At 72.2% G+C, this 13,857-nt stretch carries 10 protein-coding genes and 1 tRNA gene; 8 read left to right on the plus strand and 3 right to left on the minus strand.

The window, feature by feature from the left end; translation table 11 throughout:
• Positions 1-497: 497 nt before the first annotated feature.
• Positions 498-1,391 (plus strand): hypothetical protein, encoded by an 894-nt coding sequence (locus CG740_RS02085; protein WP_324901031.1) that lies wholly within the window; start codon positions 498-500, stop codon positions 1,389-1,391.
• 57 nt (positions 1,392-1,448) lie between these two features.
• Here CG740_RS02085 and CG740_RS02090 read toward each other — a convergent pair whose 3' ends face one another.
• Positions 1,449-3,236, minus strand: coding sequence for a M4 family metallopeptidase (locus CG740_RS02090; RefSeq protein WP_100573120.1), 1,788 nt, complete (start codon positions 3,234-3,236; stop codon positions 1,449-1,451).
• Between the two features lie 400 nt (positions 3,237-3,636).
• Here CG740_RS02090 and CG740_RS02095 point away from each other — a divergent pair, with 400 nt between their 5' ends.
• The 4 genes from CG740_RS02095 (at position 3,637) to CG740_RS02110 (ending at position 10,357) form a co-directional block, all read left to right on the plus strand.
• Positions 3,637-7,401: an nSTAND1 domain-containing NTPase gene (locus CG740_RS02095; protein ID WP_234375998.1), complete on the plus strand. Its 3,765-nt coding sequence runs from the start codon at positions 3,637-3,639 to the stop codon at positions 7,399-7,401.
• 195 nt (positions 7,402-7,596) lie between these two features.
• On the plus strand, positions 7,597-8,484 hold the full coding sequence (locus CG740_RS02100) for a C40 family peptidase (protein ID WP_100573122.1): 888 nt from the start codon (positions 7,597-7,599) through the stop codon (positions 8,482-8,484).
• 247 nt (positions 8,485-8,731) lie between these two features.
• Positions 8,732-9,118, plus strand: a complete 387-nt coding sequence (locus tag CG740_RS02105) for a hypothetical protein (protein WP_100573123.1) — start codon at positions 8,732-8,734, stop codon at positions 9,116-9,118.
• A 180-nt stretch (positions 9,119-9,298) separates the two neighbouring features.
• The gene (locus CG740_RS02110; RefSeq protein ID WP_100573124.1) at positions 9,299-10,357 is read left to right on the plus strand and encodes a PHP domain-containing protein; all 1,059 of its coding nucleotides are present in this window, start codon (positions 9,299-9,301) and stop codon (positions 10,355-10,357) included.
• 256 nt (positions 10,358-10,613) lie between these two features.
• Here the strand turns inward: CG740_RS02110 and CG740_RS02115 are convergent, their stop codons facing one another.
• A complete protein-coding gene (locus CG740_RS02115) occupies positions 10,614-10,799 on the minus strand; it encodes a hypothetical protein (RefSeq protein WP_100573125.1) in 186 nt (61 codons plus the stop codon).
• A gap of 247 nt (positions 10,800-11,046) precedes the next feature.
• On the opposite strand from CG740_RS02115, the gene CG740_RS02125 reads away from it, so the two are divergent.
• The 3 genes from CG740_RS02125 to CG740_RS02135 all read left to right on the plus strand — a co-directional run bounded on the left by CG740_RS02125 (position 11,047) and on the right by CG740_RS02135 (position 12,788).
• A tRNA-Met gene (locus tag CG740_RS02125) sits at positions 11,047-11,120 on the plus strand.
• A gap of 316 nt (positions 11,121-11,436) precedes the next feature.
• Positions 11,437-11,877, plus strand: a complete 441-nt coding sequence (locus CG740_RS02130; protein ID WP_100573126.1) for a lamin tail domain-containing protein — start codon at positions 11,437-11,439, stop codon at positions 11,875-11,877.
• Between the two features lie 209 nt (positions 11,878-12,086).
• Positions 12,087-12,788 (plus strand): ribonuclease H family protein, encoded by a 702-nt coding sequence (locus CG740_RS02135; RefSeq protein ID WP_100573127.1) that lies wholly within the window; start codon positions 12,087-12,089, stop codon positions 12,786-12,788.
• Positions 12,789-12,870: 82 nt separating this feature from the next.
• Here CG740_RS02135 and CG740_RS02140 read toward each other — a convergent pair whose 3' ends face one another.
• A complete protein-coding gene (locus CG740_RS02140) occupies positions 12,871-13,515 on the minus strand; it encodes a hypothetical protein (RefSeq protein ID WP_100573128.1) in 645 nt (214 codons plus the stop codon).
• Positions 13,516-13,857: the final 342 nt, after the last annotated feature.

Genomic DNA, 13,857 nt, shown 5'->3' on the forward strand with positions numbered 1-13,857 from the left:
GCGGAACACCTGCCGGAGGTGCCACCGCACCCGACCGGGACCGGACCGCTCGGCGCGCCCCGAGGGCGTCGGCGTCCGGCGCGCCGGCCGGTCACGGTGGCCGGGACCGGCTCGTCCGTTCGATGCAGGCGCACCCGGGCGAGGTCGTGCCGGGGGAGGACCTGCCCGGCGCGGGCCCCTTGCGGGATCGTCCCGGGCCGTCGGCCGCACCCGGGTGTCCGACCGAGAGGAGGACTCCATCCGGCCGCCCCGCCCGGACCGCATCCGTGCCCCGCCCGCGGCCGTCGCGGTCTCCGGCCGGACGGCCACCGCCCGGCCCCGTCCCTGGCTCGGCGCCACTGACCCAGAGGTGATCGGCCGCCTCTGGCACCTCAACCCGCCTCAAGCGGGACCGAGTTGGCGATGGCCTGTTTCCAACGGGCCGTGTTCCCAAGGGCCGCCGCCGTCCGCATGCTCGGGCGGGAACCGGGGGCGGCGCGAGAAGGGACGGGTGCACGATGACGGACGACCGGCGGACCGGATCGGGAGCGACCGGTGGGGTGGGAGTGGCGGACACCGCCGCGGCACCGGGGATGTCCCGCTTCGACGCGATCTACGACCGGCCCGACCCCAGGGCCTACTTCCGGGCGCTGGGCCCCCTCGGATACCGCACGCCCGGCCATGCCCAACGGATCTTCCGGCGACTGCGGACGGCACTGTCGCCCGGCACTTCGGAGCCCCTCACCGTGCTCGACCTGTGCTGCTCGTACGGGATCAACGCGGCCCTGCTGAACCACGAGGTGACCCTGGACGAGCTGTACCGGCGCTACACCTCGCGCGAGGCCGCCGCCATGACCGGTGACCAACTGGCCGCCTGGGACCGGGAGTTCTTCGGGGCGCGTCGCCGTCGCGACCACGTCAGGGTCATCGGTCTCGACAGGGCGCCGCGTGCCGTCGCCTACGGCCGGGCCGTCGGGCTGCTGGCGGAAGGCTTCGCCGAGGACCTGGAGGTGGCGCCGCCGAGCCCGGAGCTGTGCGAGGCGGTGCGCGACGTCCGACTGATCACGGTCACGGGCGGCGCCTGCTTCCTGTCGCGGCGCACCTTCAGGCCGCTGCTGTGCGCGGCCCGTGGACCGGTCTGGGTTGCCGCGTTCGTGCTGCGCACCTCCGCGTACGAGGAGATCGCGGACTGCCTTGCCGCGTTCGGCCTCGCCACCGAGCGGAGTGGGACGACCTTCCCCCAGCGCCGCTTCACCGACGACGCCGAACGGCGCTACGCCGTCGACACGGTGACCGCTGCGGGGCTCGACCCGTCCGGCAAGGAGGGCGCGGGCTCCTTCCACACGGTCCTGCATCTGTCGCGCCCCACCAGCGATGTCGTCATGATCCCGCTGGACACCCTGGTGCCGTAGCGCGCCGGACGCACCGCTGCCGCCCCGGGGATCGCGGGGCGGCAGCGGCGGTTCGGGTCAGCTACGGGCGGCCGGGGTGTTCGCCGCGGTCACGTTGACGGCGGCCCAGGCCTTGTCCACCGTCTTGTACTCGGTGCTGCTCGCGCCGTAGAGGTCGGCGGCCGCGCTCAGCGTGGCGGTGCGGGCGTCGTGGAAGTCGGTCGTGGAGACCATGTACCGGGTGAGCGCCCGGTAGAAGATCTGCGTCGCCTTGTCCCGGCCGATGCCGGTCACGGTGGAGCCGTCGTAGGTCGGCGAGTCGTAGGCGACGGAGTTGATGGTCTTCTTGCCGCTGCCCTCGGCCAGCAGGTAGTAGGCGTGCGAGGAGACGCCGGAACCCGCGTGGACCTCGGTGTCGTACGACGCCTTCGACCAGTAGTCGACCGTGCCTTCGAGCTTGTCGAGGGACGGCTTGTCGAGGCGGCGCAGGAACTTCTGCTGGAGGCCGAGCTTCTCGCCCATCAGGTAGTTGGGCGGGTTGTTCGGGTTGTTGGTGGCGAACTCGACGTTGCTGCCGAAGACGTCGGCGAGCGACTCGTTGAGCGAGCCGGGCTCGCCGAACTGGTTGTCGTTCGCGTCGACCCGGGTCGGCTGGAGGTTCGCCGTCGCGTCCACCACACCGTGGGTGAGCTCGTGGCCGGTGACGTCCAGGACGACGAGGGGCTGCGCGAACGTCTGCCCGTCACCGTCGCCGTAGAGCATGCAGCCGCAGTCCGAGGACCAGAACGCGTTGCCGACCTTGTTGCCGAAGTGCACCAGGGCGTGCGCGCCCGCGCCGTCGTTCTTGATCCCGTTGCGCCCGAAGGTCTTCTTGTAGAAGTCCAGGGTGCTGGTGATCCCGTACTGCGCGTCGACGGCCGCGGTGGCCCGGTCGCCCGCCCTGCCGGTGCCCCAGCGGTCGGTGGTGCTGGTGAACGCCTTGCCGCCGGAGAACTGCTGCAGCTCCTTGTTGCCGGCGTCGCGGGTCTCGGTCTGGCCGCGGCTCGGGTCCTTGAGCGTGAACGCGCTCTTCGCCGTCTGGGTGGTGATCAGCGGGACGCTGCCGACGAAGAGGGACTGGCCGGTGCCGTTGGCCTGCGCGGGAAAGCCGGTCGCCTTGGGGGAGGCGAGCGGGGCGGGCGTGGCCGTGGCGAGCAGGGGATTGAGCTTCTGGCCGCTCTTGCGGAGCTCGTCCTGGACGCGGGGCGACAGGAAGGAGTCGGCGACGGGCGTGTTGCTGAGGATCGCGCCGCTGGCCGCGTCGACGACCACGGTGCGCGCCCCGGACTCGGCGGTGGCGCTGTCCGTCACGTGGATCTGGTAGGCGAGGGCCGTGTGTCCGGCGCGGGCGTCCACCACGAGCTGGGCGGCGCCCGCGGTGCCCTTGGCGGTGGCGGCGGCCTTCGCCCGGGCCTGTCCGGCCGTCAGCTTGGCGCTGGTGGTGGCGACCTTCACCTGCTGGCGCAGCGCACGGGTCACGCCGGTGTAGGCGGATCTCTTGTCGAGGTGGACGACCAGGTCGCCGCCGAGGACCGGAAGCCCCTGGTGCGAGCGGACGAAGCGGACGTGCTGCTTGCCGTCCGGGTCGACCATGACGTCGGTGGCCTGAAGCGTGTCGCCCTTGCCGACGCCGGTGGCCGAGGCGTGGGTGACGGCGGCGGTGCGGGCCGCGTCGATCACCGGCTGGAAACCGGCGCTCGCGACGGGGGCGGTGGCCCCCGGGGCGGCGGGTGCGGCGAGGGCCGTGGCCCCGCCTCCCGCGGTGATGGTGACGGCCGTGGTGACGGCCAGGGCTATCGCCAGGCTGCGTATGTGGGGTGTACGCACGGTGGGGGGTTCCTTAGAGGTGCGGGGGCGGTCGGCTCAACAACCACCCGTACGCACGGTGCTGTTGTGCACCGCGGGGACCATGTGGTCCCGGCCGGAACCCTGCTATGTCTGGCATGAACATGTAAAGAGGGATGATCGACTTTCTGCGCTCCCGGAACCCAGATTTAACAATTGCTGGTGATCCAGGTGGCCAAAAGGTGTCCAACTTCCCGTTCACCGGCCCAGATGCGGGATCGGGCGGATCGGTTGCCTCGCCCGCGCACATTCGTTCCCTTCTCCGACGACGTTTCGGCGACTTGCCGAACGAACCCGCCTCGTACGTCTGTTGCCGACCGGAACCGGACGAAGTTCGTCCTTTTCCGGCGTACGTCCCGCCCGTCACGGAAAGGTGGGGCCCGTGCCAACGGACGACGAAACGGCCGACGGATTCGCAGCCGAGCTGCGCCGTCTGCGAGGCCTGCGCAAGGTGTCCCTCACCGGTCTTGCCCGCTCGATCCACTACAGCAAGGGGTATCTCAGCAAGATCGAGAACGGCGGCAAACCCCCTACTCTCGATGTCGCCCGCCGCTGCGACGACGTACTGGAGGCGGGCGGCGCGCTCCTGCGCCTGGTGGCCCGTCCGCCGTCCGTCCCCACCGCCCGCGCCCCGCAGGGCGGCCCCGCCGAAACCGCCCGGTGCCCCTACCGGGGACTCGCCGCCTACGGTCCGCAGGACGCCGAGTGGTTCTACGGCCGCGAAAGCGCCACGGCCGAACTGGCCGGCCGGCTCGCCGAACGCATGGGCCGAGGGCCGCTCGCCGTGGTCGCCCCCTCGGGCGCCGGGAAGTCCTCGCTCCTCCAGGCCGGGCTGCTGCCCGCCCTGCGCCGGGGCGCCCTTCCGGCGCCCGGGTCCGACCGCTGGCCGGTCGTGGTGTGCACCCCAACCGCCCATCCGCTCAAGGAACTTCTGCGCTGCGCCGCCGATGTGCTCGGCGCGGCCGGCGCCGAGCTCACCCCCGAGGCGCTGGCGGAGCGGCCCGCCGCCCTGCTCGACGCCTCGGCGGCGCGCGGCGGCCGGCCCGGACTGGTGCTCCTGGTCGACCAGTTCGAGGAGGCGTTCACCCTCTGCGAGGACGACCGCGAGCGCCGCGACTTCGTCGCCGTGCTGCACGCCCTGGCCACCGCGCGGGCCGGCGACGACGGCAGCCCGCAGGCCGCCGTCGTGGTCGGTCTGCGCGCCGACTTCTGCGGCCGGTGCCTGGACCATCCCCACCTCGTGGAGGTCTTCACCCACGGCCTGTTCGCCCTCGGCCCGATGTCCGTCACCCAGCTGCGCCAGGCCATCACCGGGCCCGCCGAACGAGCCGGTCTGAGCCTCGAACCCGGCCTGGTGGAACTCCTGTTGAGGGATCTGGGCACCGACACGGCGACCTCCGCCGGCTCCCTCCCCCTGCTCGCCCACGCGCTCCTCGTCACCTGGCAGCAGCGCACCAGCCGCACCCTGACCGTGGCCGGTTACGAGACGACGGGAGGCATCCACGGCGCCGTCGCCCGCACCGCCGAGTCCGTGTACGCCCGGCTGGATCCGGCCGAGCAGCTGACAGCCCGTCAACTCCTGGTGCGGCTCGTGCATGTGGCCGACGACAGCGCCCAGACCCGTAAACCCGTCGAACGTGAGCTGCTGCTAAGGCAGTTGAGCGATCCCTGCGCCGGCGGCCGCGCGCTGGACGCCTTCGTGCGGGCCCGCCTGGTCACCGCGGGCAGCGAGACGGTCGAGATCACCCATGAGGCACTCCTGCACGCCTGGCCGCGGCTGCGCGGCTGGATCGACGCCGACCGTGCGGGGCTCGTCATGCGTCAGGAGCTCTTCGACGCCGCGACCCGGTGGGTACGGGCGGACCGTGATCCGAGCCTGCTCTACCGCGGAAGCCGCCTCGCGGCCGTGCGCGACCAATCGAGACACGCCCCGGACAGAAGCCAAATCGGCCCCGAGACAAGGGACTTCATCGCTGCGTGCGAGGCCGAGGAAGGACGCGCGATGCGCGTCGCGCGGCGCCAGGTCCGCATCCGGCGTACCCTGCTCGTCACCCTCGGAGGCCTCCTGGCGGTCGCCGTGACCGCCGGATCCCTCGCCTTCCAGCAGAGCCGCCGCGCCCTGGACCAGAGCCGCACCGCTCAGTCACAGGCCCTCGCGGTGCGCTCGGGCGCGCTTGCCGCCGGGCAGCCGGAGGCCTCCATGCTGCTGGCCTCCGACGCCTACCGCACCGACCGCACCCCGCAGGCGCGCGGAGCCCTGCTCAGCACCCAGGCGCAGTCCTTCGACGGACGGCTGCGCGGCCACTTCGGGCCCGTCAACTCCGTCGCGTTCAGCCCCGACGGCAAGACCCTCGCATCGGCGAGCTCGGACGGCACCGTCAAGCTCTGGGACACCGCGAGCCACCGGATCACCGCCACCCTGACCGGCCACACCGGAGCGGTCACCTCCCTCGCCTACTCCGCCGACGGCACGCGCCTGGCGACCGCGGGCGAGGACGGCACCGTACGGCTCTGGAGCACGGCCGCACACCGCACGACGGCGACCCTGACGGGACATCGAGGAACGGTCCGGGCCGTGGCGTTCAGCCCCGACGGCCGCACCCTGGTGTCCGGCGGAGTCGACCGCACCGTGCGCCTGTGGGACGTGCCCGCCGGAACCTCACGCGCGGTCCTGGCCGGACACGGCGACGCCGTGATGTCGGTCGCCTTCGGGCCCGACGGGCAGGAGGTGGCCTCCGCCTCGGCCGATCGCACCGTACGGGTCTGGGATGTGACGGGCAGTCAGTCACCGATGGTGCTCACCGGGCACAGCGACCAGGTGCTCGGGGTGGCCTTCAGCCCCGACGGCCACACCCTGGCGTCCGGCTCCGCCGATCGCACCGTACGGCTGTGGAACCTGCCCGACGGCACGGCCGGCGGCGTCCTGACCGGGCACAGCGACGACGTCAACGCCGTCGCCTTCACCCGCGCCGGTGACACCGTCATCAGCGCCGGCGGCGACGGCACCGTCAAACTCTGGGACGCCGTCAACCACCGCCTCGTCACCACCCTGTCCGGCCACACCGACTACGTCCTCGCGGTCGCCGCCGGACCCGACGAACGCCTGGCGACCGGCGGCTTCGACCAGTCGGTGGTGCTGTGGGACCCGGGCCGCTCGGCGCTCACCGCCCGGCCGTTCACCGAGGCCTGGCAGTCGGCCTTCTCGCCCGACGGAAGCCTGCTCGCCTCCGCCCAGGCGGACCGCACGGTCCGGGTGTGGGACGTCGCCCACCACCGGCTGCGCGCCACCCTGACCGGCCACGACGGATCGGTCTTCGCGGTGGCCTTCTCACCGGACGGCCGCCTCATCGCCTCCGCCGGAGCCGACCGCACGGTCCGGCTCTGGGACGCGGCCACCGGGCGCCCGGAGAAGACCCTCACCGGCCACACCGGATCCGTGTTCGCGCTGGCCTTCTCGCCCGGCGGACACCTGCTCGCCTCCGCGAGCGCCGACCGCACCACCATCCTCTGGACGCTCGACACCATGCGCCCGTACGCCACGCTCCACGGCCACGGGGACTTCGTCAACGCGGTCGCCTTCAGCCCCGACGGCCACACCCTGGCCACCGCAAGCGACGACCTGACGGTGCGTCTGTGGGACGCGCGCGACCCCGGAGGCGGGCCGCGCTCCGTCCTGCGCGGGCACACCGGTTCGGTGCGCTCCGTCGCCTTCGCCCCGGACGGGCACACCCTCGCGAGCGGCGCCAACGACGGGACCGTACGCCTGTGGGACCCGGCCACGCACCGCGCGACCGGCATCCTCGCGGGGCACAGCGGCTCGGTGCGTGCGGTCGCCTTCAGCCCCGACGGCGCGACCCTCGCGAGCAGCGGCAGCGATCAGACCGTACGCCTGTGGAACCCGGCCGACGCCGAACAGCTCGCCGCGCTGAGCGGACACACCGGGGCCGTCTGGGGCGTCACCTTCGACCCGGGGCTCCCCGGAACGCTGGCGAGCAGCAGCAACGACGGGACCGTACGGCTGTGGAACACCGACGTGCCGCGTCAACAGAGCGAGGTCTGCCGCCTCCTCGGCGACACGGGCCGCGACCGCTGGGCCCGCCTGCTGCCCGACCTGCCCTACCGGCCGCTGTGCCCGACACCCGACTGACCTGCGAAGCACCGGTGTTTCCCGGGGTGTTTCCCGTTTCCCGACGACACAGGCGACGCCGGGGTCCTCGACAGCGGACCCCGGCACGGCACAGTCTCGAACGCACCGCGACAACTGATCCCGCTCCGCACCGGAGCGGCTCGCGGCCGACCGGGGCGACCCGGCGACACGTACGACGAAACGGGGAACACACACATGCACCACACCCTTGCAGGAGTGCGGCGGACCTTCGTCGCCGCGGGCATCGTGGCGGCCTTCGCCGTCGTGCCGACCGCCCAACTCTCCGGCGCCACACCCCACTTGACGGGCACCTCCGGCCTCTCCGCGGCGGCCGCCGGTGGCTGCGACGTGCTCGCACCCGGCGCCTCGGCCACCGCCGAGGCGGCCGTCCGCGCCGCCTGTTCGCAGCTCGGCATCTGGTACACGTGGGGCGGCGGCCACGGCCCGCGACCCGGCGCGACCTACGGGCAGGTGGACCCCACCGACCCGGCCAGCAACCACGACCCGGAACGGCTGGGCTTCGACTGCTCCGGCCTGGTCCGGTACGCCTACGCCCAGGCGACCGGGCAGGACATCCTGGCCGGCACCGCCAACAGCCAGTACCACTCCTCGCAGGTCACCGCCCGCTTCGGCGCGTCCCAGGGCACCGGGCCGCTGCTGCCCGGCGACCTGATGGCGTGGGGCGGCGCCAACTCCATCCACCACATCGCCGTCTACCTCGGCGCGGGCAAGATGGTCGAGGCCCGCCAGTCCGGGACCCATGTGATGGTCAGCGACGTGCGGCTCGGCGGCGACTACAACGGTGCCGTACGCATCGGCGCGAGCCCCGGCCAGAACGGCAACTTCTCCACCTGGGGCACCGATGTGTGGACGCACGCCGAGCCGTCCACGACCAGCGCCCGGGTCAACAAGTTCGCGGGACCGACCCGAGTGAAGGTCGGCTGCCAGAAGCACGCCCAGCTGGTCGAGGCCGACGGCTACCGCAACGACGCCTGGTCGTACCTGCCGGACTACAAGGCCTGGATCACCAACATCTACATCCAGGGGCCGGCCTGGCTCGACGGCGTTCCGACCTGCGCCTGACCGCGGCCAGTCCCCGGACGTTCCGGGTAGGCCCCATGGGGCCGGAAGCCACACAATGCACCACAGCCATGTCGGGCCATCGGCAAGGGCCAAGGGCCAAGGGCCAAGCGCCAAGCGCCGCCACGCGCCACGCGCCGTGCATGAGGCATGAGGCATGACGAATGACGCATGACCAGACACCACCCGCCCACCACCACCCACCGCCCATCACCCACACACATCGCCCATCACTCGTCAGGAGTTCGCAGTGAACGCTCGCAAGAAGATCGCCCTGTTCCTCTCCGCCACCGCGCTGACCGCCGGCCTCACCGTGACCGGGCTGCCCGCCGCGGTCGCCGCGCCCGCCAAGGCGGCGGCGCCCGCCGCCGAGTGCGGGGTGCGCTCGGACGGCCGGCTGTACTGCGGCAACGCGGTGGGCGCGAAGGGCTACGCCGACCGCTCCTACCGCTCGGCGACCCGCGGCGAGCTCACCACCGGGTTCAACTGGTTCGCCTGCTGGGGTCACGGAGACCCGCACCAGGGCGGCAACGACATCTGGTACTGGACGCAGCTCGACAACGGCGCCTGGGGCAACGTCCCCGCCGTCAGCGTGCGCACCGGCCAGGACCCGGCGCCGGGTCTGCGCGAGTGCTGATCCCGGCACCGCACTGAAGCACCGGGCCGCCCGTCGATCCCCCGACGGGCGGCCCGGCCACATGTGTGGGCGGAACACATCACCTATGTGGGTGGGACTGCAGAGGAGGCGGGCCTGGGGGAAGCTGGGAGGGACGGTGTCGGCCCGCCCGCACAGCGGGCGTCTGCGCGGGAGGTGCCCATGGATCCGGTGGCGGCCCTGAGGCGGATCGCCTTCCTGCTCGAACGCGGCCAGGGCGCCACCTATCGCGTCCAGGCCTTCCGTACCGCGGCCGCGGCGATCAAGGAGATCTCGCCGGACGAGCTCGCGGCACGCGCGGCGGTGACGGGAAGCCTCGAATCGATCAAGGGGATCGGCCCGAAGACCGCCCAGGTGGTGCGCGAGGCCCTGGCCGACCAGGTGCCGGGCTATCTTCAGCGCCTGGAGTCGGAGCTGGAGGCGGCGGCGCCGCTCGCGGTGGGCGGCGAGGCGCTGCGCGCCGCACTGCGCGGCGACTGCCATCTGCACTCCGACTGGTCGGACGGTGGCAGCACCATCGACGACATGGGCCGCACGGCCGCCGAACTCGGCCATGAATGGGCCGTGCTCACCGACCACTCGCCCCGGCTGACCGTCGCCGGCGGGCTGAGTGCCGAGCGGCTGCGCGGCCAGCTGGAGGTGGTGGCCGAACTCAACGAGCGCTGGGCGCCGTTCCGGCTCCTCACCGGCATCGAGTGCGACATCCTCGACGACGGCTCCCTCGACCAGGAGGACGAACTGCTCGACCAGCTCGACGTCGTGGTCGTCTCCGTGCACTCCAAGTTGCGGATGGATGCCGCCGCCATGACCCGGCGGCTGGTCGCGGCTGTGAGCAACCCGTTGGCGGACGTCCTGGGCCACTGCACGGGCCGCCTGGTCACCGGTCGTGGCCGGCCCGAGTCGCAGTTCGACGCGGACGCCGTCTTCGCGGCGTGTGCCGAGGCCGGTACGGCCTTGGAGATCAACAGCCGTCCGGAGCGGCTCGACCCTCCGCGCCGCCTCCTGAGCCGGGCTGTCGAGGCGGGGGTCCTGTTCGCCATCGACACCGACGCGCACGCCCCCGGACAGCTGGACTGGCAGATCTACGGCTGCGCCCGTGCCGAGGAGTGCGGTGTCCCGCCGGAACGGGTCGTCACGACCTGGCCGATGGACGCCCTGCTGGCCTGGACCCGCACGCGCGAGGTCCCGGCGGGGGCGGGGGCGAAGGTGCCGGGTCGATGAGAGGGACCAGGGGCGCGATCGCCCCCGGCAAGCGGAGCGCGCCTAAGTGGGCCGGGGCCTCAGCCCCCGTCGGCTGAGACCCCGGCGGACGCGGCTCAGTGCGGTGCCGCTGAGGCCATGGTCCGTGTGGCTCGGCCGCGTGTCGGGGGAGGCCCCGGGTTTGTGTGGCTCGGCCGGGTCCGGGGCGGCCCCGGGTTCGTGTGGCTCGGTGCGTACGGGTGAGACCTCGCCTCGCGTGGCCTCGGGGCGCACCGCGTCAGGCGCGGTCGGTGCCGGCGTCGCGCATCGCCTGCTCGGTCCGCTCCTGCTGTTCCTGTGCCTGACGGCTCGCTTCGGACTCGTCGGAGCGCCCGGAGATCCGCTCCCTCGCCTCCGTCGTCTTCGCCTTGGCCTGCTCGGCGGCCTGCTGCGCCTTGTCCCGGAACTTCTCGGCCTTGCCCATCGGGATTCACTCCTGCATGTGGGGGATGGAACCACTTCACGGTGACACGCGCCCTCACCCACCGCGCGTCGAGCTGTGACGCAGTGTGATCCATCCGGGAGACGGGAGACGGGAGACGGGAGACGGGAGACGGGAGACGGGAGACGGGAGACGGGAGACGGGAGACGGGAGACGGGAGACGGGAGACGGGCCCGGGTCCGCGAGTGGTCGGCGGGCCGCTCCACGTGCCGTAGGGTGGAGTCATCGACGCGGGGTGGAGCAGCTCGGTAGCTCGCTGGGCTCATAACCCAGAGGTCGCAGGTTCAAATCCTGTCCCCGCTACGGAACTTCGGCCCCCGGCACCCAGTGCCGGGGGCCGAAGTGTGTGTCGGGCACCTATACCTGGGTATGTCACCCGGACGTGCGGTGCTGTGACTCCCCTGTGCGTAGGGCTCGTTGGGGCCGACGTACGCCGGGGCGCATGCGCTGGGGGAGCTGACGGTGTGTCGATGTCCGCGTTCTGTTACGCGTTGAACTACTTCCGTCGGCTGGTGCGGATCGGGTCCAGAGTGTGGGTGTCCGGCCGCCACCAGGCCGGAGGTTCACACCATCGGACGCCGACGCAGGCCCTGCTCGCCGTCCTGAACTGGGGGTTTCCATGTCCGCACGTTCCATAGCCCGTGTCGTCGCCGGCCTGGCTGCCGGAGCGGCCCTGGCCGGAGCCACGACTCTGCCCGCCACCGCCGCCCCGCGCTCACCGATCGCCTTCGGCACCATCCAGTACGACAGCCCCGGCAAGGACGACGGTTCGCAGCGCAGTCTCAACGCCGAGTGGGTCACCGTCAGCAACACCGGTCGCTCGTCGGTCAACCTGAAGGGGTGGACGCTCAGCGACCGCAGCCACCACGTCTACACCTTCGGCGGCTTCACGCTCGGCGGCCGCGCCTCGGTCCGCGTGCACACCGGCATCGGCCGCAACACCCGCGCCGACGTCTACCAGAACCGCCGTGCCTATGTGTGGAACAACACCGGTGACACCGCCACCCTGCGCGACAGTCACGGCCACGTCATCGTCACCAGGTCCTGGGGCCGCCGCTGATGCGTTGACGCGCCACGTGAAGCGCGCCCACCACAAGACGCGCGCCCACCACGTGACGCGCGCCTACTACCAGTCGACGTCGGCCGGCACCTCGGGAGGGGAGTGCCGGCCTTCGCCGTACCCCGGTCCGCCTCGACCGGGCGGGGAGGACCATGCAGGTGCCGGGCGGGGATTTCTTGATGAGCAAGCGGCGGTGGGATGATGGCGCGATGTCTGATCGTGTTGTTGTTGCCGCCTGTGATGGCGCGTCGAAGGGTAATCCGGGTCCCGCGGGCTGGGGCTGGGTGATCGCGGATCCGGAGGGCCGGCCGGAGCGCTGGGGCGCGGGACCGCTCGGCACCGCCACCAACAATGTGGGTGAACTGACGGCCCTGGAACGCCTCCTCGAAGCCGTGGACCCGGGTACCCGCATGCAGGTGCGGATGGATTCCCAGTACGCCATGAAGGCGGTCACCCAGTGGCTGCCGGGGTGGAAGCGCAACGGCTGGAAGACCGCGGCGGGCAAGCCGGTCGCCAACCGTGAACTCGTCGAGCGCATCGACGAGTTGCTCACCGAGCGGGATGTGGAGTTCATCCATGTGCCCGCACACCAGGTGGGCGGGGACCCGTTGAACGCGATCGCCGACCAGGCCGCCAGCGACGCGGCCGCCACCCAGCGGGCCGCCGGTACCGCACTGGGCGACCAGGAGTTGCCGGTCCCGGCGCCGGCACGGGCCTCGGCGACGCGGGCCAGGCCCGCATCCGCGAGGAAGACATCGTCCGCGGCCAAGCCGGCCTCCTCGGGGAAGCCGCGGACCATCAAGGCGAAGTTCCCGGGGCGCTGCCCCTGTGGGCAGCCGTATGCCGCGGGTACTCCCATCATGAAGCGCGAGGGCGGCTGGGGTCACCCGGACTGCAGCCCTGTGGAGTGAGGCACGGGGCCATGTCACCTCGTGGGTGGGTGGCTCCGCAGACGGCTTCGGGCGGGCCGGCCGGTCCGGCTCCGCCGCGAGGTCAGCCGGTGGTGGCGGGGGTGACGGCGTCCGCTCCCTTCTTGACGTCGCCGTCCGCCGACTCCTTGGCCGTGGTGGCGCCGGTGGCGTCGGGGGCCGTGTAGAAGACGGACCGGTTCTGACGGGTGCGCTGCGCCTGGCCCTTGGCCACGAGGTTTTCGAGGGTGTTGCGCACCACGGTGCCGGCGATGTTGCGCTGCGGGTGTGCGTCGGTGAGACCCGCGGTGATCTCGGCGGCCGAGCGCGGCTCGCCGCTCTGCGCGAGGTGGTTCGCGACGAGGTCCCGCAGGGTGGGAGTGTTCCCGGACGCCTTGGCCTTGACGGCCGGCTTCGCCTGCTTCTTGGTGGCGCGACCTGCGGACTTCGCCGCCGTGCGCGCCTGGGGGATCCGCGGCGCCGCGCCCCCGGCGGTCTTCTTGGCAGCCTTGGCGCTGCCCTTGGTGCTGCCCTTGGCCGGCGCGGCGGAGGCGGGGCCGATGGCCTGCTGCATGGACGCGAGCAGTGCGTGGTTGTTCTCCAGAACGCTCAACTGCTCCTGGAGCGAGCTGATCTGGCCGGCGATCTGTTCGCGTTCGGCGACGTTGCTGTCCAGGTCGCTCTGGATCTGGGCGGCGTACTGGGACTGGAGCGGAGTGCTGTCCGGCACGAGTGGTTCCTCCGGGGGTGTGTGCGTAGGTGATTGCTGCCGGATGTTACGCGCCTCACCTGTGTCCGGACACCCACTTGACAGCAGATGAGACCGCTGAGGGTGATGAAGTGGTGTGGTGTTGGCCTCCTCGGACACATCGAGTGAGGTCCCGCCCTGAGGTGTGGGTGCTGTGTGATGGGTCGGACGCTGTGGTGCCGACTGCCCGATGCCATCCTTCGAGGGGCTCCGACGTCATCACTCGACGGGCTCCGATGTCACCTCCGACAGACCCCGATGTCCTCCTTGGCAGACTCCGATGGCATATCCCGCAGACCTCGATACCGTCTCCCCATCGACGCC

This window comes from Streptomyces sp. CB01201 (genome assembly GCF_002803085.1).
Taxonomy (GTDB): Bacteria; Actinomycetota; Actinomycetes; order Streptomycetales; family Streptomycetaceae; genus Streptomyces; species Streptomyces hundungensis.

Excerpts from the sequence above, each read along its gene's own strand:
- CG740_RS02100 (WP_100573122.1), top strand. The coding sequence starts at position 7,597 with ATGCACCACACCCTTGCAGGAGTGCGGCGGACCTTCGTCGCCGCGGGC.
- CG740_RS02130 (WP_100573126.1), top strand. The coding sequence starts at position 11,437 with ATGTCCGCACGTTCCATAGCCCGTGTCGTCGCCGGCCTGGCTGCCGGA.
- CG740_RS02110 (WP_100573124.1), top strand. The coding sequence starts at position 9,299 with ATGGATCCGGTGGCGGCCCTGAGGCGGATCGCCTTCCTGCTCGAACGC.
- CG740_RS02085 (WP_324901031.1), top strand. The coding sequence starts at position 498 with ATGACGGACGACCGGCGGACCGGATCGGGAGCGACCGGTGGGGTGGGA.
- CG740_RS02135 (WP_100573127.1), top strand. The coding sequence starts at position 12,087 with ATGTCTGATCGTGTTGTTGTTGCCGCCTGTGATGGCGCGTCGAAGGGT.
- CG740_RS02115 (WP_100573125.1), bottom strand. The coding sequence starts at position 10,799 with ATGGGCAAGGCCGAGAAGTTCCGGGACAAGGCGCAGCAGGCCGCCGAG.